Source organism: Vibrio sp. nBUS_14, assembly GCF_051201655.1.
Lineage (GTDB): Bacteria > Pseudomonadota > Gammaproteobacteria > Enterobacterales > Vibrionaceae > Vibrio.
The window spans coordinates 2979265-3002003 of sequence record NZ_CP179206.1; the positions used below are offsets into that span (position 1 = coordinate 2979265).

At 44.6% G+C, this 22739-nt stretch carries 20 protein-coding genes and 2 pseudogenes; 5 read left to right on the forward strand and 17 right to left on the reverse strand.

Going from position 1 to position 22739, the window contains the following annotated elements:
• Positions 1 to 73: 73 nt before the first annotated feature.
• The 10 genes from deoA to ubiT all read right to left on the reverse strand — a co-directional run bounded on the left by deoA (position 74) and on the right by ubiT (position 9094).
• Complete coding sequence (gene deoA / locus ACMAZD_RS14000) at positions 74 to 1402, reverse strand: thymidine phosphorylase (RefSeq protein WP_029225893.1); 1329 nt, start codon at positions 1400 to 1402, stop codon at positions 74 to 76.
• Between the two features lie 112 nt (positions 1403 to 1514).
• Positions 1515 to 2291, reverse strand: a complete 777-nt coding sequence (gene deoC / locus ACMAZD_RS14005) for a deoxyribose-phosphate aldolase (protein WP_435247675.1) — start codon at positions 2289 to 2291, stop codon at positions 1515 to 1517.
• A 520-nt stretch (positions 2292 to 2811) separates the two neighbouring features.
• Complete coding sequence (locus tag ACMAZD_RS14010) at positions 2812 to 4074, reverse strand: NupC/NupG family nucleoside CNT transporter (protein WP_435247676.1); 1263 nt, start codon at positions 4072 to 4074, stop codon at positions 2812 to 2814.
• Between the two features lie 204 nt (positions 4075 to 4278).
• Complete coding sequence (locus tag ACMAZD_RS14015; protein WP_435247677.1) at positions 4279 to 5091, reverse strand: TatD family hydrolase; 813 nt, start codon at positions 5089 to 5091, stop codon at positions 4279 to 4281.
• A complete protein-coding gene (locus ACMAZD_RS14020) occupies positions 5072 to 5227 on the reverse strand; it encodes a DUF5363 family protein (protein WP_435247678.1) in 156 nt (51 codons plus the stop codon). Before ACMAZD_RS14020 ends, ACMAZD_RS14015 begins: the two co-directional genes overlap by 20 nt.
• 98 nt (positions 5228 to 5325) lie before the next feature.
• Positions 5326 to 6906 (reverse strand): peptide chain release factor 3, encoded by a 1581-nt coding sequence (prfC, locus tag ACMAZD_RS14025; protein ID WP_435247679.1) that lies wholly within the window; start codon positions 6904 to 6906, stop codon positions 5326 to 5328.
• Positions 6907 to 7077: 171 nt separating this feature from the next.
• Positions 7078 to 7533, reverse strand: a complete 456-nt coding sequence (gene rimI, locus ACMAZD_RS14030; protein WP_435247680.1) for a ribosomal protein S18-alanine N-acetyltransferase — start codon at positions 7531 to 7533, stop codon at positions 7078 to 7080.
• A complete protein-coding gene (locus ACMAZD_RS14035; protein WP_435249383.1) occupies positions 7526 to 7924 on the reverse strand; it encodes a DNA polymerase III subunit psi in 399 nt (132 codons plus the stop codon). Before ACMAZD_RS14035 ends, rimI begins: the two co-directional genes overlap by 8 nt.
• Before the next feature lie 155 nt (positions 7925 to 8079).
• Complete coding sequence (locus ACMAZD_RS14040) at positions 8080 to 8583, reverse strand: GNAT family N-acetyltransferase (RefSeq protein ID WP_435247681.1); 504 nt, start codon at positions 8581 to 8583, stop codon at positions 8080 to 8082.
• A complete protein-coding gene (gene ubiT / locus ACMAZD_RS14045) occupies positions 8567 to 9094 on the reverse strand; it encodes a ubiquinone anaerobic biosynthesis accessory factor UbiT (protein ID WP_435247682.1) in 528 nt (175 codons plus the stop codon). The genes ACMAZD_RS14040 and ubiT overlap by 17 nt, the downstream gene beginning before the upstream one ends.
• Positions 9095 to 9351: 257 nt before the next feature.
• Here ubiT and ACMAZD_RS14050 point away from each other — a divergent pair, with 257 nt between their 5' ends.
• The 5 genes and pseudogenes from ACMAZD_RS14050 to ACMAZD_RS14070 all read left to right on the forward strand — a co-directional run bounded on the left by ACMAZD_RS14050 (position 9352) and on the right by ACMAZD_RS14070 (position 14968).
• Positions 9352 to 11391, forward strand: a complete 2040-nt coding sequence (locus ACMAZD_RS14050) for an EAL domain-containing protein (RefSeq protein ID WP_435247683.1) — start codon at positions 9352 to 9354, stop codon at positions 11389 to 11391.
• A 211-nt stretch (positions 11392 to 11602) separates the two neighbouring features.
• Positions 11603 to 12262: pseudogene (locus ACMAZD_RS14055) on the forward strand (peptidase U32 family protein); the annotation flags it as partial.
• A gap of 94 nt (positions 12263 to 12356) precedes the next feature.
• Positions 12357 to 13550 carry an IS91 family transposase gene (locus tag ACMAZD_RS14060; RefSeq protein WP_435247018.1) on the forward strand — a complete coding sequence of 398 codons (1194 nt, stop codon included), beginning with the start codon at positions 12357 to 12359 and terminating at the stop codon, positions 13548 to 13550.
• A 167-nt stretch (positions 13551 to 13717) separates the two neighbouring features.
• Positions 13718 to 14071, forward strand: a pseudogene (locus ACMAZD_RS14065) (peptidase U32 family protein); the annotation flags it as partial.
• An 18-nt stretch (positions 14072 to 14089) separates the two neighbouring features.
• Positions 14090 to 14968 (forward strand): U32 family peptidase, encoded by an 879-nt coding sequence (locus ACMAZD_RS14070; RefSeq protein ID WP_435247684.1) that lies wholly within the window; start codon positions 14090 to 14092, stop codon positions 14966 to 14968.
• Positions 14969 to 15050: 82 nt separating this feature from the next.
• Here the strand turns inward: ACMAZD_RS14070 and ACMAZD_RS14075 are convergent, their stop codons facing one another.
• The 7 genes from ACMAZD_RS14075 to rbfA form a co-directional block, all read right to left on the reverse strand.
• Positions 15051 to 16388 (reverse strand): MATE family efflux transporter, encoded by a 1338-nt coding sequence (locus ACMAZD_RS14075; RefSeq protein ID WP_435247685.1) that lies wholly within the window; start codon positions 16386 to 16388, stop codon positions 15051 to 15053.
• Between the two features lie 93 nt (positions 16389 to 16481).
• Entirely contained in the window at positions 16482 to 16889 is a 408-nt protein-coding gene (locus tag ACMAZD_RS14080; RefSeq protein WP_029223253.1) for a MarR family winged helix-turn-helix transcriptional regulator, read from the reverse strand.
• 156 nt (positions 16890 to 17045) lie between these two features.
• On the reverse strand, positions 17046 to 17969 hold the full coding sequence (nlpI, locus tag ACMAZD_RS14085; RefSeq protein ID WP_435247686.1) for a lipoprotein NlpI: 924 nt from the start codon (positions 17967 to 17969) through the stop codon (positions 17046 to 17048).
• A gap of 125 nt (positions 17970 to 18094) precedes the next feature.
• Complete coding sequence (pnp, locus tag ACMAZD_RS14090; protein ID WP_435247687.1) at positions 18095 to 20215, reverse strand: polyribonucleotide nucleotidyltransferase; 2121 nt, start codon at positions 20213 to 20215, stop codon at positions 18095 to 18097.
• Positions 20216 to 20593: 378 nt separating this feature from the next.
• Positions 20594 to 20863: a 30S ribosomal protein S15 gene (gene rpsO / locus ACMAZD_RS14095; protein WP_004734493.1), complete on the reverse strand. Its 270-nt coding sequence runs from the start codon at positions 20861 to 20863 to the stop codon at positions 20594 to 20596.
• A gap of 381 nt (positions 20864 to 21244) precedes the next feature.
• Positions 21245 to 22198 (reverse strand): tRNA pseudouridine(55) synthase TruB, encoded by a 954-nt coding sequence (gene truB, locus ACMAZD_RS14100; RefSeq protein WP_017108759.1) that lies wholly within the window; start codon positions 22196 to 22198, stop codon positions 21245 to 21247.
• Positions 22198 to 22611 carry a 30S ribosome-binding factor RbfA gene (rbfA, locus tag ACMAZD_RS14105; protein WP_017106942.1) on the reverse strand — a complete coding sequence of 138 codons (414 nt, stop codon included), beginning with the start codon at positions 22609 to 22611 and terminating at the stop codon, positions 22198 to 22200. Before rbfA ends, truB begins: the two co-directional genes overlap by 1 nt.
• Positions 22612 to 22739 lie beyond the last annotated feature (128 nt).

Below are 22739 nucleotides of genomic sequence, written 5' to 3' on the forward strand. Positions count from 1 at the left end.
CTTCACCAACTTATTGCTCTTTGCACCAGAACTCTGTTTATCGGTATACACGAGGTATACCGATATCTGTTATTTACACGTCTTCAGAACGAATCTGACGGTAAACGTCTGGCGTTGCTGTATATTCTCCGCCCACAGTGATTGCATTTTGTAATGCCGTCGCAGCTTCTTGCCACTGTTGTTCATTGCGAGCATGAATCATTGCTAATGGTTTATCGTCACTTGCTACTTCGCCAAGGCGAATGAAGCTATCAAAACCGACTGCGTAATCAATGCTGTCTGTTGCTACGCGGCGACCACCGCCCATACCAACGACAGCCATACCAATGGCACGCGTATCCATCGCAGATACTACACCGCTTTCGAGTGCGTACACTGGTTTAACAATTTCTGCTTTTTCTAGGTAGTTGTCGTAGTTCGTTACGAAATCTGCTGGACCACCAAGGCCCGCTACCATCTTACCGAAGCACTCTGCTGCTTTACCGTTATCCAGTACTGCCATCAGTTTTTCACGCGCTTCATCTGAATCTTTTGCTAGGTTACCCAGCACCAACATTTCCGCACACGACGCTAGCGTAATTTCCAACAAACGTGGGTTGCGGTATTCGCCAGTTAGGAATTGAACCGCTTCACGTACTTCGACTGCGTTACCCGCTGAAGAAGCTAGAACTTGGTTCATGTCGGTTAGGATTGCTGTTGTTTTAGTGCCAGCACCGTTTGCTACTGCAACGATAGATTTCGCAAGTTCTTCAGAAGCTTCATACGTTGGCATGAATGCGCCTGAACCGACTTTTACGTCCATCACTAGAGAATCAAGGCCAGCAGCCAATTTCTTAGATAGGATTGAAGCTGTGATTAGCGAGATGTTATCTACTGTTGCTGTGATATCACGAGTCGCGTAAACACGCTTGTCAGCCGGTGCTAGGTCGCCCGTTTGGCCAATAATCGCCACGCCAGCTTCTTTGGTTACTGCACCAAACACATCGTTGGTAGGTGTAATGTTGTAACCAGGGATAGATTCTAACTTGTCTAGCGTACCGCCAGTGTGACCTAAACCACGACCAGAGATCATTGGAACGAAACCGCCACATGCTGCCACCATAGGGCCAAGCATCAAAGAGGTTACGTCGCCAACACCACCAGTAGAGTGTTTATCAACGATTGGGCCATCAAAGTTCATATGGCTCCAGTCAATCACCATGCCTGAATCGCGCATTGCACATGTTAGTGCTATACGTTCTGGCATCGTCATTTCATTAAAAAAGATAGCCATTGCGAATGCAGCAATTTGGCCTTCAGAAACCGTGTTTTTAGCGACACCTTGGATGAAGAAGTTAATTTCTTCTGTGGTCAGTACTTCGTTATCACGTTTTCTGCGAATAATTTCTTGAGGTAGATACATTAGTGCCTCCCAAACTCTGAGCGAGTATGGTTGTAGGATAAAGAGGTAATATGGAGTGACTTAACGCCACTCCATCAAACAGACTTAATTTTTATATACCCGAATGGGTAAATTAGTATGCTGCTGGATCAGCAGTTTGGTCTGTTACTTCTAATGTATTAAGAAGGTTAGTCAGTAGGCTTGAGGCACCAAAACGGTAGTGCATGTTGTCTGCCCACTCAGCGCCTAATAGCTCATCAGCCATTGCTAGGTAAGCTTGAGCATCTTCAGCTGTACGAACGCCACCAGCTGGTTTGAAACCAACTGTTTTAGCAACGCCCATGTCACGAATAACTTCAAGCATCATGCGCGCGAACTCAGGAGTTGCGTTTACTGGCACTTTACCTGTTGAAGTCTTGATGAAATTTGCACCCGCTTCGATACAGATTTGAGAAGCTTTCTTGATCAGTGCTTCTTCTTTAAGCTCACCAGTTTCGATGATCACTTTAAGCGTGATGTCACCACAAGCTGCTTTACATTGTTTAACTAGCTCAAAGCCAACTTCTTCGTTGCCAGCAATAAGAGCACGGTATGGGAATACTACGTCAACTTCGTCTGCGCCGTACGCTACCGCTGCTTTTGTTTCTGCAACAGCAATTTCGATGTCGTCATTACCATGAGGGAAGTTAGTTACAGTCGCAATGCGTACTTCTGGAGTACCTTGCTCACGCAACGCTTTCTTAGCGACTGGGATAAAGCGAGGGTAAATACAGATTGCAGCGGTGTTGCCAACTGCCGTCTTCGCGTCATGACAAAGCGCCACTACTTTCTCAGTAGTATCGTCGTCATTTAGCGTCGTTAGGTCCATAAGTTTAAGTGCACGTAGAGCTGCTGCTTTTAAATCGCTCATTTCTATCTCCGATCAATATATTCAAATAGTTAACTACTTCGCCTTCCATCCGGTATAGATGGATATTTAGTAATGCTCAGTAGCCACAAATGAACGGACTTGGTTCCCTGAAGACTTGATAACTTTCGCTACCAATTGCAATCCTTGTCACCGCACAGTACCAGTTTGGTCTATGGCACAACAAATCAGTCATGTTGTGTCTAACATCTATAGCGTATCGCTAAGTTTGGCTTAATCCCAGAAGAATAACCTTTAGATAAATCCAAGCGGTTACTTTCTTGCCAACAAGAGACGTCCTATCCCTTAAGCTTATACATTATAGGTATCCATCAATAAATTGTAGTGCTCCTTAGAACGCAAACGGTTTGTATCTCAAAAAAAATTCTAGACCCATTTTCAACTCCGAGCATATATTCATGCTATTGCAAAAATCACGGGGCCTAAAAACAAAAAAGCCCCGCAGCAATTTCTTGCTACGGGGCGATATTATTATGGCGTCTATATATCGATTTCTAACTGATTAGAAAGACAGGAAGAAGCCAGCAATTGTTGCTGCCATCAGGTTAGATAGAGTACCAGCAATAACCGCTTTAACACCCATACGAGCGATGTCTTGGCGACGGCCTGGTGCAATACCACCTAGACCACCTAGAAGAATCGCAATTGAAGAAAGGTTTGCGAAACCACATAGAGCGAACGAGATAATTGCTTGAGTCTTAACAGACATTACTTGGCCAGTCGCTTCAACGATTTGAGCGTTCTCACCGATGTATGGTACGAAGTTTAGGTATGCAACGAATTCGTTAACAACTGTCTTCTGACCAATGAAAGAACCAGCGATAGTTGCTTCTTCCCATGGAACACCAATGATGAATGCTAGCGGTGCGAAGATCCAACCTAGAAGAAGTTCTAGAGTTAGGTGTTCCATACCGAACCAACCACCGATGCCACCAAGGATACCGTTGATTAGAGCAATTAGACCGATGAATGCTAGTAGCATTGCACCAACGTTAAGAGCTAGTTGTAGACCAACTGATGCGCCACCTGCTGCTGCGTCGATAACGTTAGCTGGTTTGTCATCGCCACCGTCCATTTCGTCAGCGATGTTATCGTCTGGCGTATCTGTTTCAGGCTTGATGATTTTAGCGAATAGTAGACCACCTGGTGCTGCCATGAATGACGCTGCAACTAGGTACTCTAGAGGTACACCCATAGATGCGTAACCTGCTAGTACACCACCAGCTACAGAAGCCAAACCACCACACATTACTGCGAATAGTTCAGAGTTAGTCATTTTAGGAACAAAAGGACGAACAACTAGAGGTGCTTCTGTTTGACCAACGAAAATGTTTGCTGCTGCAGACATAGACTCGGCGCGAGAAGTACCTAGAGCTTTCTGAAGACCACCACCAAGAACTTTGATTACAATTTGCATTACACCAATGTAGTAAAGTACAGAGATAAGTGCAGAGAAGAAAATCAGAGTTGGTAGTACTTGGAAAGCAAAGATGAAACCGATACCGTCAACTGAGAAGTTAACTAGGCTGCCGAATAGGAAACCAGTACCGTCTTTACCGTAGTCGATCACTTTTGCTACACCAGCAGAGAAACCTGCAAGTAGATCACGACCCCAAGGGATGTAAAGTACGAATGCACCAAGTGCGAATTGGATAGCGAAAGCGCCACCCACTGTTCTTAGATTAATAGCTTTGCGGTTGTCAGATAGTAGTACTGCGATTGCAATCAGTGCAACCATTCCGACGAGGCTCATAAACAGGCTCATAGTTTATGACTTCCTTATTAGTTATTTATTGGCGTGATACAAAATGGGGCTATAAAGCGGAGGCAATTATACTCATGCGACCACTAATAAAGTAATGCCATCCTCACACTTTCGTACAAGATTCATGTACCATTCACACGCAAATGTGAGCCAAATCACAAGCTCAATGCAATTTACGCAAACGATAAACAAAAACCTTCGATTTTATTCACATATACTGAATGCACGATGGCTATTTTGCCATATTTGCGCTGCAACCGATTGCTTTGTCTCATTTCTAAGCAGAATAAGTTCATTTAATATCGTAACTAAATATTTGGAATGATTAACATTTCCTTGGTTCCCGAACACAGGCATGTCGGGAGCATCCGTTTCCAACACCAAGCATTCAAGGGGCAATTTAGCGATGGTTGTGCGCGTTTTTTGCGCTCTTGGGTAAGTTATCGTTCCACCGACCCCAATATAGAAACCGAGCTTGATCCATGCCAAAGCTTGCTGCTCACTCCCAGAAAAGCCGTGAATCACGCCACCCAAAGTGAATTTGTGCTGCTTTATTAGCTCAATAAGTCGGTTGTAAGACTTCCTTTCATGGATGATTAACGGCAGTTCAAATTCCTTCGCGAGTTCCATTTGTTGGATGAAAAATCGCTCTTGCTTGTCTCTATCTACATCAACAAAAAAGTCGAGTCCGCACTCTCCTATCGCAACACATTGACTCGTTCTTGAAGAGAGTAATTGGCGAAGTTCCGAAAATTTCTCCTCATTCGCTCGCTCTAGAAAGTACGGGTGGAAGCCTAATGCATAGTAAATATTGGGGTGAGATCGAGCGATCTTAGCGAGTTTTTTCCAGTTACTTTGACCAATAGAAGGAATCAGCAGCTTCTCGACATGTGCTTGTTTCGCCTCTTTAACGTAACCTTCAATACCTTTATCAAGTGCAATACCTTGCTCAAAGGTGTCAAAGTCCGCATGGCAATGGGTGTCAAACAGCGTAAATTCACTTAATTGCGGCGTCATCTTCCCTACTCTCTGTTTGTTGCCCTTGAGGATCACGGCGATAAGCCACGCAGCTACGCTTATTTTCAGGCGTTAAGCCAAGATCTTCGCACCACTTATCGTATTTATGAATCCAAGCCTTTATCCAACTGAACATACTTATCTTAAGCCTCTAACCTCAAATGATACGAATAAAAAAACGCCTATTGCAAAACAATAGACGTTTTTGTTTAACTCGAATAGAGCGCAGACTGATTAGTGCTCGCGCGTCGCTCGGAACTGAACGTCAGGGAAACGTTCAGAAGCTAGGTTCAAATTCACCATAGTCGGTGCGATATAAGACAGGTTATCACCACCATCTAACGCTAGGTTAGCTTGGCTCTTACGTTTGAACTCTTCTAGTTTCTTAGCGTCATCACATTCAACCCAACGTGCAGTTGCAACGTTCACGCCTTCGTAAATCGCTTCAACGTTGTATTCCGCTTTCAAGCGCGCTACAACTACGTCGAACTGAAGTACACCAACCGCACCAACGATCAGGTCGTTGTTCTGCATAGGACGGAATACTTGTACTGCGCCCTCTTCAGAAAGCTGAACCAAACCTTTTAGAAGTTGCTTCTGCTTTAGTGGATCGCGCAGACGTATACGACGGAATAGCTCAGGCGCGAAGTTTGGAATACCAGCGAACTTCAAGCTTTCGCCTTGCGTAAAGGTATCACCAATCTGGATTGTGCCATGGTTATGCAAACCAATGATGTCACCAGCATACGCTTTTTCAGCTCGCGCACGGTCGCCAGCCATGAAAGTTACCGCATCTGAAATACTTACGTTCTTACCAGTACGAACATGATTCATCTTCATACCTTGGTTGTAAGTACCCGAAACGATACGCATGAATGCGATACGGTCACGGTGTTTTGGATCCATATTTGCTTGGATCTTAAAGACGAAGCCAGAGAACTTCTCTTCTGTCGCTTCAACATCACGCTCGTTAGCTTGACGAGTTTGAGGACCTGGAGCCCACTTAGTCAAACCATCTAGCATGTGATCAACACCAAAGTTACCTAATGCTGTACCGAAGTAAACAGGCGTTAGTTCACCAGCAAGGAACAGTTCGTGATCAAATTCAGGACATGCGCCGATAACCAATTCAAGCTCTTCACGAACGCTGCTCGCTAAATCTTCACCAACAGCTTCGTCTAGTTCAGGGTTATCTAGACCTTTGATGATACGAACTTCTTGAATCTCATGGCCGTGGCCAGATTCATACAAGATCGTTTCATCACGGTGAATGTGGTAAACGCCTTTAAACTCTTTACCACAACCGATAGGCCAAGAGATTGGAGCACAAGCCATACCTAGCTCGCTTTCCACTTCATCTAGCACTTCCATTGGGTCACGAACATCACGGTCAAGTTTGTTCATAAACGTTACGATTGGAGTATCACGTAGACGCGTTACTTCCATCAGTTTACGAGTACGATCCTCGACACCTTTCGCAGCATCGATAACCATCAAACAAGAGTCAACCGCTGTTAGTGTACGGTACGTATCTTCCGAGAAATCTTCGTGTCCTGGAGTATCGAGTAGGTTTACTAGGCAATCATTGTATGGGAATTGCATTACCGACGTGGTTACCGAAATACCACGTTCTTTTTCCATCTCCATCCAGTCAGATTTAGCGTGCTGGTTAGAGCCACGACCTTTTACGGTACCCGCTTTTTGAATTGCGTTTCCGAATAAAAGAACTTTTTCAGTAATCGTGGTTTTACCCGCATCCGGGTGAGAGATAATTGCAAACGTTCTACGTTTGCTCACTTCTTGTTGGAAAGACATAGTCGCCCTTTGCTGATCTAAAGCGTAAAAAGGGCAAGTAGATAATACTTGCCCTTGAATTCTGTGTGCGGATTATACAGAAAGCGTATCACTTTCTAAAGGGTCAGTTTACACCCTATTTTATCGCTGATTCTGTAGTTAGCTATTTAGTAGGCTAAAAACGTAACATGGCTAGCTAAAGGCCATAAAAAGATAGCTCATAATGATCGCATCTTCGTTGCCTTGCTTGGTTGGGTAATAGTTACGACGGCGATCGACTTCATTAAAGCCGACCTTCTCGTAAAGATTAAAAGCATTCACATTACTTTCGCGAACTTCCAGCCAAGCACTTTCGGCGCCAGCCTGTTCACACATATCAAGAAAGTGCTTAACCAAAGCTTTGCCGTAGCCTTTACCTTGCTGCTTGGGGTCAACCGCTACCGTCAGCAAAGTCACTTCACCGACAATGTTCTGAGCATAGAAATAGCCGACAACTTCTCCATCCACCTCAAGAACACGGTGGCTGCCTCCACGGCTATTAAGATCACGGATCATGTTTTCAGACCAAGGATGAGAATGCGCGGTCTGCTCAATCTTCCAAATAGCGTCGAGGTGTTGTTCTGAAGTGGGTAATAATTGATTAGTCATAAGCACAAATTTGTTGCCATAAGTCGCGGCGATGTTGGTTATTACCGTTAATGTCAGACAGTAAAGGAGATTGAAGTGTTTTTGCCTTCAGTTCATGGGCTGATTCACAACCAGCAAACCACACCCATTCAACCGAACCCAAATCCACAGCAGATAAGTGTTGGGGCTGAAGGTGTAAAGCCTGAGATAAGTCGAGCTTGATACTTTTAAGTACGCGTTCAAACATCACGGCGAGATCTTCCTGAGGCTTTTCAGGCGAAACCAATAATAACTTGCAGTTGCTCGATAGCGGAATCAATTCAGATTCGTAGCCAGCCAAACGCTCTGGGTGGCTGAGCTCCCATTGGTTGATGCCCATCTCTTGCAGGTATTGCGCATGTGTTTGTGACATATCTAGCGGTGTAACCTTAGGTTTGTTGGTATTGGTCTTGTTAGAGCGAACTGAAAAGAAGCTCATTGGGGCTGATACTAACAAAAAATAAAGGAGCATCAAGCTCCTTTATTTAGACTAAATCAGTTGGCATCATATTGCTTAGTGAACAAAGCCTATAAGTCGTTAAACTCAGGGCTGTAGGCAATCTTACCCGAATAGCCAGCAAGTACGCCGTCGACTAACTCGATAGCTTGGAAGGTACCTTCAGGTACATCCCAAGTGCAGCTGAAGCCAAACTCACTTGCCGCTTTAAAACCCAAACGACCGTAGTAAGCTGGATCACCAAGCACAACACAGGCTGGGTAACCAAAATCCACCAAAGTAGAGAAAGCTTCTTCAACCAAAGATTTTGCGATGCCTTGGTTTCTGCACTCTGCTTTTACCGCTAAAGGAGCCAATCCTTGCCAGTTGTGGTCTTCGCCATCAAGCGTCACAGGGCTGAACATCAGGTGACCAACCACCTCGCCGTCATCTGAACAAGCCACCAGCGACAAGGTTAAATGACTATTCTCACGTAAGCTCATAACCAAATTAGCTTCTGCATCTGTTTCAAAAACAGATTTCAATAAACGATCAATGACAAGTATATCTGCCGGTGCTTCAGTTCGAATAAGCATTCATTACCTCACTTTGTGTATCTAGGGATTGTACTCCCTTCTGCACAAAATCAGCTAATTGATTTAACAAAGTTTTCATCGGAGTCGGCAATAAGTCCAAATCTACACTATCCATCAAGTTTTTGACCTCTAAACCAAGCTCAGTATCACCCTCAATCGACAGTCTACGCTGGAAAAAAAGCGTATCTGGGTCTTCTTTACGCCCTGCAATAAGCACAAGATCATTAAGGTTACCGCTAAAGCTTACATCTTCAGAAACCTCTTTATCAGCTACAATTAGTTGCTCATTGTGATAGCTAATACACCAACTTAATCCCATATCTTTAATTGAAACTTTAAGCCACTTATCTTCAAGGAACTCAAAGTCACCGTCTTCTAGAGCTTCTTTGAATACACTTTTCAGCGCTTCCAACAAGGCTCTTTTTTGTACTGTTTTCGGCAATAACTGGACTGGAGATCGCAAAATTGATGCGGCATTTTGAACTAGTTGAGTGCGAATCTTGTTTATCACGTGACTTATCCGTAACTTTGTCAATAATATAGAATGCATCATAAATGATGTTAAAAACTCAGTTACTGTTATGTATCAAATTTACTCCTCTTTGATACTCGACCTTTAATATCCTGAAAATCACAGTTATAGTAACTCAGGAAATGAGAATTACAGCGAATCGCTACGCTCACAGGTAAACACTGACAATCACACACAAATAATAAGTATTTATCTATAGTGAATATTCAAGCTCTTGGAGAATTGGTAGTACTTTGATGCCTCCCCAGCAACTACAACATTGGTTTACTCAGTTAACTGCGAACAGTCCGTTCTTTTTTGCAGTTCTTGATACTCAACATAATTACCTTATGGTTAATGAGCGTTACTGTGATATTGCTGGTTTAACTCAAACTGAGCTTGCAGGCATGAATGATCGCCAAACCTTAGGCGAGCAATTCTACCAACATCTAAAGCCTTATTATGAGCGTGCATTCAATGGTGAAGCGATTGAAGCTGAAGTCACTCTCAACGAGACTGACCTCGATACCAGCCTTCACTTCAGCCTTGCCCCCCTAACTAGCGGCAACAAAACCGATTATATCGTATTTCACGCCTTTGACACCTCAGAAAATCAAGTCCTCGTTCGCTCTCTGGAAGAATCTGAAACGAAATTCCACAAGCTTTCTCAACTGCTGCCAGACGGGCTACTTTTGGTTGAGAACGACTACATTTTGTCATCTAACCCTGCAGCAGCAAGATTACTTGGTTTCAACTCACCCTCAGAGTTGCTAGGTGAAGAACTGGGCCGACTGTTTATCGATGAACAAACCAAAACTGTCTTCAACAATAGCCTGAGTTCTATTATTTCTGAGTCGGGTTTGATTTGTTTAACTGGGGCTCGATGTGGCTTTGAACGTAAGGTTCAACTTCATATCGATTCGACCGCTGTGCTAGGAAACAGTACACAATTAGTACTCATCCAAGATGCACAGGAAACAGCAAAGCAGTTTACTCCGGCAAACAGTGAAGATGCCTATATTGATGCGCTCACCAAACTCTACAATCGAGTAGGATTTACCAAACGCCTTGAGCAATTCATTCATAACATTACACCCGTTGTGATGCTCTACTTAGACATTGATAACTTCAAGAATATCAATGATTCACTTGGCCATCACATCGGTGATAAGGTCATCAAAGAGGTCGCATCTCGCCTAAAACGCCTACTCCCTCGTCAAGCGGTAGTCGGCCACCTTGGCGGAGATGAGTTTGGTATAATCCTACCAGAGCCGGAACATCAACAAACACCTGAAGCCTTATCTGAAAAGATCATTGCTCTGATCAATCAACCCTTCGACCTTCACCATTTTAGTAAACGCTTAGCCTGTTCTATCGGCAGCGTGAGCTTTCCTCAAGATGGTACAGACGCACGTATTCTGCTGCAAAATGCTGATACCGCGATGTATGAAGCCAAAGATCGTGGTCGTAATCGTCTGATTAAGTTCAACGAGCAGATGAACAAAGAAGCGCGTATGCGACTTTGGCTTGAGATAGAGCTTCAGAAGGCATTGCAACAAAATGGACTTGAGGTTTGGTATCAACCAAAGGTAAATGCCCGTGATTTCACCATCAACGGTGCAGAAGCTCTGGTTCGTTGGAAACACCCTGTTGAAGGTTACATCAGCCCTGCCGCATTCATCCCTGTTGCGGAACGTGCTGGTCTTATCGAACAACTTGGTCGTGTGGTGATGCGTGAAGTGTTCGCGACGGTTAAGCGTTGGAAGATGCAAGGTATCCTGCCTGGTCGAGTGGCTATCAACTTATCTCCAGAGCAGTTTGGCAATCCAAAGCTAATTGATTACGTTGAAAAGCTACTCCGTTCAACAGAGCTTGATCCAAGCGCGATTACTTTTGAGCTAACAGAAAGTGCTGTGATGAGTGACAGCGAACACACGCTACAAATGCTCAACGCTATCAAGAAATTAGGGTTCGCCTTGTCCATCGATGACTTTGGTACAGGCTATTCATCGCTGTCTTACTTAGCTCGCTTCCCGATTGATGAACTTAAGATTGACCGTGCGTTTATCTCTGATATCGACACTCTACCAAAGCAAATCACTGTGATTGAAAACATCATTAACCTTGGTAAATCTCTCGATTTAACCGTGGTTGCAGAAGGTGTCGAAACCAGTGAGCAAGCGACTTTACTGTCTAATCTCAACTGTAGTTCCATTCAAGGCTTCCACTTCTATCGCCCACAGCCAAAACAAGATGTTGAAGAGCTGTTCGCACAAAACCGCCGCCACAAGAACTAGCAAAACAATGCAAATGGCTTCATTATAAAAACAAGCCAACCCATAATAACTCGCTAATCGAAAACGACTCAAAGCACAAAAGCGTCGCTCGTCAGTACCTCAGACGGAGTAAAAGCAGATTTATCCATCTAAACCTGCCTTATATCAATTCCGTCATTAATAATTCTTCATAAAATGCCCGCTTCAATTTCATTTTACTGGTAGTGAGCAAATGGAACTCTTATGCCCAGCGGGTAACTTACCTGCTTTGAAAACCGCCATTGATTGCGGTGCGGATGCTGTCTATATCGGATTCAAAGACGATACCAATGCCCGACACTTTGCAGGCCTTAACTTTGCGGGTAAAAAGCTCGATCGTGCCGTGCAATACGTGCATGATCGCAACAAGAAAATTCACATAGCCTTAAATACTTTTGCTCACCCAAATGGTTTCGAACGTTGGACCAATGCCGTAGACAACGCGGCAGCGCTAGGTGTTGATGCGTTGATCATCGCGGATATTGCGGTTCTTGAATACGCAGCAAATAAATACCCAGATCTAGAACTGCACCTCTCAGTTCAAGCTTCTGCGACCAATGCAGCTGCAATCGACTTCTACCACAAGAACTTCAATGTAAAGCGTGTGGTACTGCCTCGCGTATTGTCGATTCATCAGGTCAAACAGCTTTCTCGTAACATCACCTCTGACGTTGACCTTGAAGTATTCGCTTTCGGTAGTTTGTGCATCATGGCTGAAGGCCGTTGCTACCTCTCTTCATACATGACCGGTGAATCCCCCAACACGGTGGGCGCTTGTTCTCCAGCGAAATATGTACGCTGGCAAGAAACAGAAACAGGACTAGAGTCGCGCTTGAATGAGATTCTTATCGAGAACCGGCGACGGTGTCGCCTGAGCGGCCTACGGCCGAAAACAAAGAGACTCAACCGACTAGGGTGCTTTACATGGATCGTTTATCCTATAGGTCATGCATCCGAATAAGCCCATCAAACAACTCTTCAATGCCAACGATACTTGGCTGAACTACCTCAATAAGTACCGAGAAACCCTCCGAACCGTCGTCATTGAAAACGTCACCAAGATGCTCGCTTGCAGTACCGCTGCTTTTGGCTCTAAAGAGTATCGATGCACTCATGCTGACTGCACCCATCACAAATACATTCACCAGACGTGTAAATCTCGCTTTTGCAGCAGTTGTGGCATAAAAGCCACAGAGCGGTGGATACGAAAGCAACAACATGTCTTTCCTGAGTGTGAGTATCAACACGTTACGTTGACGCTACCACACACGTTGTGGCCCATCTTTCGGGATAATCGTTTTCTTCTCAATCATCTCTTTAGCTGCGCAGCCAAAATCTTCTTAGGATGGGCAAAGCAACTCGATATCGATATTGGCGTGTTCTGTGCACTTCATACCTACGGCAGAAAGCTGAATTGGAATGTGCACATCCATTTGTCTGTCACCCGTGGGGGTTTATGTAAGAAGACTGGTCTATGGAAGCCGATTTTCTTTAAAGCTAAGACCACTGAGAAGTGTTGGCGCGGTGCCATCACTCAACTTCTCAGCTCCAATTACTCAGAGTTAGACTTGAGTGGAGAGGACTGCCCTTTCATTCGTAATGAGCAAGATTGGTCCCGATTTTTAACCAGCCAATATTGCCGTCGATGGAAGCTGCACTTTGCAAAGAAAACAGCCAACGTGACGCCAACCATGACTTACCTGGGTCGATACCTAAAACGGCCACCGATATCGGCGTCGCGTTTACGACATAACTTCCAGGGAGGCTTGGTGACGTTTGATTACCTCAACCATAGGAATGGTCGAACGGAATCCCTCATTTTGAGTCCAGAAGCTCTGATAGAACGCATGATTGAGCATATTCCAGATAAGCACTTCAAAATGATTCGATACTTCGGTTTTCTATCAAACCGACGTCGTGGTGAGATGCTCCCTAAGGTCTACGGTGCCTTGGGTGTCGCACCTAAAGACGCACCTGAAATGCCCGGTTACGCAGCTATGCTGAAAGGGTATGTGAAGGTTGATCCGTTTGAGTGCATTCTTTGTGGGCACCGTTTAACGTTTCTTCGCTTTAGGGCTGGGGAGCCGCTGTCAGAGCTGGTCCACCATGCTCTGGTTCAAGCCCAAATCAGGTCAATTTAGGCGTTTCACAGGATGGGTGTATCTGAAATAGCGAAAACAGCATGAAAGTGTTCAACAAACATCCGTGTTTAGATTGTAGAGCAGAAGTTAGGTCTGTCCGGGACTCATTCTGACGTGAGTTATGCCGCGATTGTTCAGGTCAGGAAACATTGAGATTCCTTACCTTCAAGTACGTAGCAGGCGAAAACGCGGGCTACCCAACACTGTGTAAGGGTCGTTTTGAAGCGGATATCGATGGTGAACGTAAGCGCTACCATGCACTTGAAGAGCCAACTAGCCTTAACACGCTATCAATGCTGCCAGAGCTTTTTGCTGCAAATGTTGCTTCTGTGAAGATTGAAGGCCGCCAACGCAGCCCTGCTTATGTATAACAAGTGACTCGCACTTGGCGCGCAGCCATCAACAGCTACTTAGCAAATCCTGAACAATACCAAGTAGAAGCAGCTTGGAATGCGACACTGGCGAACATATCTGAAGGCACACAAACCACCCTTGGTGCTTACCACCGTAAATGGCAATAGCGCCAAATGGAGAACTCAATGAAATACGCATTAGGCCCTCTACTTTACTTTTGGCCAAAACAAGACGTTGAAAGCTTCTATGAGCAAGCAAAGTCTAGCTCTGCAGATATCATCTACCTTGGTGAAGCGGTGTGTTCAAAGCGCCGTGAGATGAAAACCAAACACTGGATGGACATTGCCAAGGAGCTGTCTGCTTCAGGCAAGCAAGTGGTGCTATCGACGATGGCCTTGTTGGAAGCGCCAAGCGAAGTTCACATCATGAAGAAGTACATCGACAATGGTGACTTTGCGATTGAAGCCAACGATGTATCTGCCATTCAACTAGCCAGCGAAAGAAAAGTACCTTTCGTGGTTGGCCCTGCAGTTAACACCTACAATGCACGCACTCTGAACCTGTTCTTGAAGCAAGGTATGACGCGCTGGTGTATGCCGGTTGAGCTTTCTCGTGAATGGCTGAACAACGTCATGACACAATGCGAAAAGCTTAATATTCGTAATAAGTTCGAAGTCGAAGTGTTTAGCCACGGCTACTTACCGCTTGCTTACTCAGCACGCTGCTTTACCGCTCGCGCTGAAAACAAAGCCAAAGACGATTGCGAAACCTGCTGCATCAAATACCCAATAGGTCTGCAAGTCGATAGCCAAGAAGGTCAGTCGGTCTTTAACCTTAACGGCATCCAAACCCAATCGGGTTACTGCTACAACCTAGTCAATGACTTGCCGAGCATGCATGACTTGGTCGACGTGGTTCGTTTGAGTCCGTTAGGTATCGATACCTTCTCTGAGATCAACAACTTCAAAGCCAATGAGCATGGCCACAAACCGATGACCATTGAAAGCCGTCAATGCAACGGTTACTGGCACCAACTTGCAGGTTTAGAAGTTAAGAACATCTAACTTCTCATTGAATAAATCAGAAACAGATACAAAAAGGTCTAGCATTTGCTAGACCTTTTTCATTCAGTTCAAGAAAAACGATCTATGCTGTCGCGGTTTCCAGTGGCGCAGCATAGAGCTTCTTTACGTCTTTGTAGAGCATGATCGTAACAACCACGCTTAGCGCGATATTAGACAGTGGGTATGCAATCCAGATCCCCGGTACACCGTACAACTTAGGCATAATGTACAAGAAAGGTAATTGGATAAGCATGTTGCCTATCGTCACAAACATCGCCTTACTGCCCTTATTCACCGCTTGATAGTAAGCACCCACTACCACTAAGAAGCCATCAAGAGCCAATGCAAACATATGTAGTCGAATACCCAACACTGTGTACTCAACTAGTTGAGATTCATCCGAGTTAAAGACAGAAACAAATTCACGTGGGAACGCGTTCAGCAGCAACACAAACGCCACACCAATCAAGACCGAGCTCACCATCGCAATCTTCAGTAACTTACGAATATTCGCTTGATTACGAGCGCCATGGTTGTAACTGACCAAAGGCTGCATACCGTTTGCGATACCTTCAGCTGTGAGATAATAAACCGTCACGATATAGCCCAAAATAGCGTAAGCACCAATCATCAACTGGTCGCCATATTGAGAGAACAACGCATTGTGCAGCGCCACCATCATCGAGCCATAAGCGTACATAAAGAAGCTGGATGTCCCGATAGCGAAGATGTCAGGAATAACCGATAGCTTCAATCTCAGTTCATTCCAAAGTAAACGCAAGTTTGCTCGACGTGAGAAGAAGTAAGCCAGGCCCAGACCGGTTACCACAAACTGAGCAATTGCAGTTGCCAATGCAGCCCCCTTCAACTCCCAGCCAAACTGAACGATAAACAGGTAATCCAATACAATATTGATCACCGCACCAACAATCATCAGTATCGTGGCTAAGTTCGGGCTGTCATCGTTACGCAGTAAAAATGGCATCGCAATAGAGCCTAAGGTAAAGACACTTGCGCCAATTAGGATATGTAAGTACTGCAGGCCAAGCTCATACACTCGACCTTCTGCGCCTTGCCAAAGCAAAAAGTTGTCAGCAAACAGAAACAACAATCCAGAGACAATTGGCGTTATCGCCAACAGCAAAGTTAGACCCGTGGCTAAGATCTGCTTAGCGCCTTTGGTGTCTTTTTCGCCTTGGCGAATCGAGACAAGGGCACCCGTACCCACGCCCACTAGCATACCAATGCCTAGAATTGAACCAATAACAGGCCACGCGATGTTAATACCCGCAAGCCCATCAGCACCTACATAACGGCCGATAAAGATGCCATCTACCACTTGGTAAAGGCCATTAACCAACATAGCCGCTACTGTAGGAATCGTGTATCGCCAGAATTGGCGACTAATTGAGTTACTCATTTCTTACTCTACTTTCTTCATCTATTGAGCCACACTAGAATGAGATACGACTCTAAAAATTAGTTAATAAGGCTAACTAAGCATTTAAACTAATTACTTCAACGCTTTATCTAACAGCTGATTCAGCAGTTGGGATTCTTGCTCAGATAAACGACTCTCAAGCGTTTGTGCCATCACCTGATAAATCTTACTTTCTTCTTGCAAACCAATTTCAGCTTTCTTGGTTAAAATGACCAATTTAGAGCGTGCATCCTCAAGTGAGGCTTGGCGTTCTACGAGTCCTTTTCTTTCTAGCCTTTGAACCATAGTCGTGGCTGAAGGTTTTGTCACCTGCATCTCAATAGCAAGGTCTGTTAGCCGAATAGGCTCTGGTGAAGCTTGAATGACCTTCAAATAATCGTACTCATTGAAGCTCAATTGGCAGATAGGATCTTCATTCACTTGAGTTCGCCATATCTTAGAAGCAAAGCGTTCAATTTTTTCTAGATTCTGATCCAACATAGATTTCCAACCACAGAATTCACATTTAGTTAGCAAGGCTAACTATTTTAATGTTGTTTAAATAAAAAGCAATCAAAAACGAGGCCCCCGTTTATAAAAAAGGAGCATAAAAAAACCGCTGACAGGCAGCGGCTTTTCGGAATAAAAATGTATCGCTTACTTAGCGTTAGCTTCTTCTTCAGCAGCGGCCAACTTAGCTTGCGCTAAATGTTCGGCCTTAAGCGTACTAAAAATACGGCTTAACTCTAAGAAAGAGTAACGGTGTTCTACGTATTCATACACGTTAAAAGAAACCGCTAACTTGTACAAAGAGATAGCATTCGCGTAATCACCATTCATGTGGTGACGCTTAGCAAGGTAGAAGTACGTTTCAGTCAGGCGTTGAGCTAGCAGCGTATTGTCACGAGTCCCCGTTAGGATAGCTTTGAACGCCTGCTCTTCAGTAATATCTTCAAGCATGATCGCAACTAATACCCAGCCCCACTGTTCATCACGACTCTCGTAACGCTTTTGCAAATCAAGCTTCGCTTGTTCTGGCGTGAGTTCATGCTGAATGATGTAAAGCCACAGAGCACGGAACGGATCGCTAGGATCATCAGCGTAGTGCTTCATCATTTCTTCATTGGCTAAGTCATAGCGCTCACCATAGTAGAGTGCGATAGAGCGATTTCGTTCTGCATAAGAGTTTGCAGGATCAAGCTCTAATGTCGAATCAAAAGATTCATAAGCGGCATCAAACTCCCCTACTTGCGTAAAATAAACACCCAAAAGGTTGAAGATATCAGGTTGAGCGGGGTTCAATGAAAGAGACTGATTAAAATCAAGACGTGCTAAATCACGCAAGCCAACGCTGTCGTAGTAGTTACCACGCTCGAACAACATTTTAGCTCTAACTTCATCGTTCAAGTCTGGGCGCTGTAATAACTGACTAAGGCGCGCTATTTGCACTTCTTGCTGAACACTTGGTTGAAGCGGCACAGCCATTGGTGGATAAACCCAACGTGAGGTGTTATCTGATGTTGTCGCACAACCAGTTAGTACAAGCAGTAAACACATACTCGCGGTTTGAAACCATTTCACAAATAATTACTCCTGTTATGACCGCAATAAAAAAAGGGGAGCGATATGCTCCCCTTTATAACATGCTTTTTTACCAATGGGTTAGAAATCACTAAAAAGCGATAGTCCCATTAATAGGCTAAGAATTACTCAGCAGCTGGTGCTTCGCCTTCAGCTGGCGTTTCAACTGCTTCTTTCATGCTTAGACGTACACGGCCTTGACGGTCAATTTCAAGGACCTTAACTGGCACTTCTTGACCTTCAGTTAGGTAGTCAGACACTTTCTCAACGCGCTTGTCAGCGATTTGAGAGATGTGTACTAGACCGTCTTTACCTGGAAGGATAGTAACGAATGCACCGAAGTCAGCTAGACGAGCAACTTTACCTTGGTAAATGCGGCCAACCTCAACTTCGGCAGTGATCTCTTCGATACGACGGATAGCTTCTTTAGCAGCTGCGCCTTCAGTAGCAGCAATCTTAATTGTGCCATCGTCTTCGATTTCGATTGTAGTACCTGTTTCTTCACAAAGAGCACGGATAACTGCGCCGCCTTTACCGATAACATCTTTGATCTTATCAGAGCTGATTTTCATTGTGTGGATACGTGGAGCGAATTCAGAGATGTCTTCACGAGCACCAGAGATAGCTTCATCCATTACAGAAAGGATGTGCTTACGTGCACCTTGCGCTTGGTTAAGTGCAATTTGCATGATCTCTTTAGTGATGCCTTCGATCTTGATGTCCATTTGAAGTGCAGTGATACCAGCGTTAGTACCTGCTACTTTAAAGTCCATGTCACCTAGGTGATCTTCGTCGCCAAGGATGTCAGAAAGAACAACGAAATCGTCGCCTTCTTTAACAAGACCCATTGCGATACCCGCAACAGAAGCTTTGATTGGAACACCAGCATCCATAAGGGCTAGAGATGTACCACATACAGAAGCCATTGAAGAAGAACCGTTAGATTCTGTGATTTCCGATACAACACGAACTGTGTATGGGAATTCGTCAACAGAAGGCATTACTGCTTGGATACCACGTTTAGCAAGCTTACCGTGACCAATTTCACGACGCTTAGGAGAACCAACGAAACCAGTCTCACCTACACAGTATGGAGGGAAGTTGTAGTGTAGAAGGAAGTTGTCTTTCTTCTCACCCATTAGGCTGTCGATGATTTGTGCATCACGTTGTGTACCAAGCGTTGCAGTAACAAGTGCTTGAGTTTCACCACGAGTGAATAGAGAAGAACCGTGTGTACGTGGAAGAACACCAGTACGTACGTCTAGCGCACGAACCATGTCTTTTTCACGGCCATCGATACGTGGGTTGCCAGCAATGATGCGGCTACGTACTACGTTTTTCTCTAGAGAACCAAGCATGCCGCGGATTTCGCGCTCATCTAGGTTTTCGTCTTGAGCTAGAAGAGCAGCAACCGCTTCAGTTTTGATTGCGCCAACTTGCTCGTAACGAGCCATTTTCTCAGTGATCTGGTACGCGTCAGATAGACGAGTTTTAGCCAGTTCAGCAACACGAGCTTTAAGCTCAGTGTTAACGACTGGTGCTTCCCAGTTCCAAGATGGAGTTGCAACTTCAGCTGCAAATTCGTTGATCGCTTTGATTACAACTTGTTGTTGGTCGTGACCGTAAACAACAGCAGAAAGCATTTCTTCTTCAGATAGATTATCTGCTTCAGATTCAACCATTAGTACTGCGCCTTCTGTACCAGACACAACAAGGTCTAGTTTAGAGTTTTCAAGCTCAGTATTTGATGGGTTAAGAACAAGTTCGCCATCGATGTGACCAACACGAGCAGCACCGATAGGACCATTGAATGGAGCACCAGAGATAGCAAGCGCAGCAGACGTTGCGATCATAGTGATCATGTCTGGGTTTACGTCAGGGTTGATAGAAACAACCGTAGCGATAACTTGAACTTCGTTTTTAAACGCACTTGGGAAAAGTGGACGAATTGGACGGTCAATCAGACGAGCTGTTAGCGTTTCACCTTCAGAAGGACGACCTTCACGCTTGAAGAAACCACCAGGGATTTTACCCGCAGCGTATGTACGCTCTTGGTAGTTAACTGTTAGAGGGAAGAAATCTTGTCCTGCAACAGCTTCTTTCTTAGCAACAACAGAAACGAATACTGATGTATCGTCCATAGTCGCCATTACAGCAGCAGTAGCTTGACGTGCCATTACGCCCGTTTCTAGAGTAACGGTGTGGTTACCGTACTGGAACGATTTTACAACTGGTTTTTCAAACATTGTATATCCTTAGCTCTAAAGTCATGACTTTAGATTAGTGAAGAATGACTCAAGATATTACCAATCGCGACTAGTGAAAAGAGACTTGGGAATGATGCTTCTTTGTATGAGTTCATACACCGAATTAAGACCAAATCCGCCTTTGAATAGTCGCGACCTATTGGCCGACATCTGTGACTGTAATGTCTTGAGAGGTTGATTGCCCAGCGTTGAAAACGCATAGGCGGGCGTAGTATAAACTATTTTTATTAGGAGAGATATTTCCTATCAGAAAAAGCCAGATGATATTCTGTGCATCCGGCCAAACATTTTCTTACAGGCACAAAAAAAGGAGCATAAATGCTCCTTTTCTTCAAACTGTCTTTGCAGACATCGCTATTAGCGACGTAGGCCTAGACGCTTGATTAGGTCTTGGTAACGAGTAAGGTTTTTGCCTTTCAAGTAATCAAGAAGCTTACGACGGCTAGAAACCATACGTAATAGACCACGACGGCTGTGGTGATCGTGTTTGTGCGCTTTGAAGTGACCTTGTAGGTGGTTGATAGAAGCAGTAAGTAGTGCTACTTGTACTTCTGGTGAACCTGTGTCGCCTTCAGATTGTGCGTATTCTGCAACGATTGCTGCTTTAGTTTCTGCATTCAGAGACATAAATCTCTCCTGATAAGAGTAAGTTTATATTTGTAGCAGCCAATCTCTGATTCAGCCGCTACGCGAGCCAAGGATTATAGGGAAGTTTACGAGTTGGTGCAATAACAATCGAACTGATGAAAAACGAAAAAAGCGAACCATTAAAATTAGGGGTTCGCTTTCTATATTATTTACTCCGCTTTCACGACTCAGCGCTAATATCAGACTCGATTTAATACCAATCATAGTAAGTAAATGTTCATAAATAGCGTAGGAAAAAGGCTTGAGAACAAGGCAGAAATTTTCGATAAGTAGTTATTCTACAATCAAAATTTATAACGAAGTTATCGAGCGTTTTAACAAGCTAAGATGACCAGTTATTTACTACGATTGGTATAGGCGTTACGCTTGTGGCTCTTCATCTCTGAAAACAACCAAACGTTTCGGTGCAACTCGGCCATCTTCAGCAATTTGAGCAACGCCAACAAACAGCTTCTCTTCACCGCTTGTCATGCGAACGGTACCTTCAGCAGGAGCGCCTGCAACTTGAACGGGCATACCGTGCTGAACAAGATCAGTCAGTTCCGCATTCAAGTTAACTTCCGGTAAATCTTCTACAGCCGTGTCCATTGGCATTAGCAATGGATCAAGCAACTCTTTAGGTGCAATCTCTTGCGCTTGTGCTTGCTCTAGAATTTCGTTCAGCTGCTCCAAGGTAACCATGCGTTCATACGGGTACTTTGCAACACCAGTACGACGAAGCATTGTCACATGAGCACCACAACCTAGCATTTCACCAAGATCGTCGGTGATCGTACGGATGTAAGTCCCTTTAGAACAGTGCACTTCCATCTCAACTTCATCGCCTTCAAAGCGAAGTAGCTCAATAGAATACACCGTGATCTTGCGAGACTCACGAGGAACCTCGATACCTGCACGTGCGTATTCATACAAAGGCTTACCTTGATACTTCAATGCTGAGAACATTGATGGAATCTGGTCGGTTTCACCTTTAAAGCTTGCAATGCAGCGTTCAAGTTGCTCTTGAGTCACGTTGATATCACGCGTTTCAACCACTTCACCATCAGAGTCAGAGGTGTTGGTACGCTCACCAAGCTTCGCGATAACAACGTAGCGCTTGTCAGAATCTAATAGAAACTGAGAAAACTTCGTTGCTTCACCAAGACAAATTGGCAGCATGCCAGTCGCAAGAGGATCCAGAGCACCGGTATGCCCTGCTTTCTCTGCAAAGTAAATGCGTTTTACTTTTTGCAGTGCATCGTTAGATGAAATGCCTGTCGGCTTATCTAACAGAATTACCCCGTTTATAGGGCGACCTTTACGACGGCGAGCCATTACTCTTCGTCCTTAGACTGAGTGTCCTCAGTGCGGCCTGCTTCTTCTTGCTTACGCTTGTCGTCGTTCAATACTTCGCTTACTAGGTTAGACATACGCATGCCTTCAACCAAAGTGTTGTCATAAGTAAAGCGAACTTCAGGCGTTAGACGGTGACGAATACGCTTACCAAGGGCCATACGAACTGGCACTTCATGCTCTTTAAGAGCAGCAAGACATGATTCAGGTGTTTGCTCACCGATACATAGGAAAGTCACGAACACTTTTGCGTATGCAAGGTCACGAGACACTTCTACATCTGAAATAGTTACCATACCAATGCGTGAGTCACGGACTTCACGTTGTAGGATAAGTGCGAGCTCTTTTTGAAGCTGCTGAGACACACGCTGTGTGCGGCTAAATTCTTTTGACATTTTCTTTTCTCACTTAGAAAGATGGGGGGCTTGGTAATTACCAGCCCCCCATGGTGTATTCAACAACCGATTACTTATTACCTTTACTAGTAATGCTAGTAACCTTAGTCAATATGTCGAGTCGTACA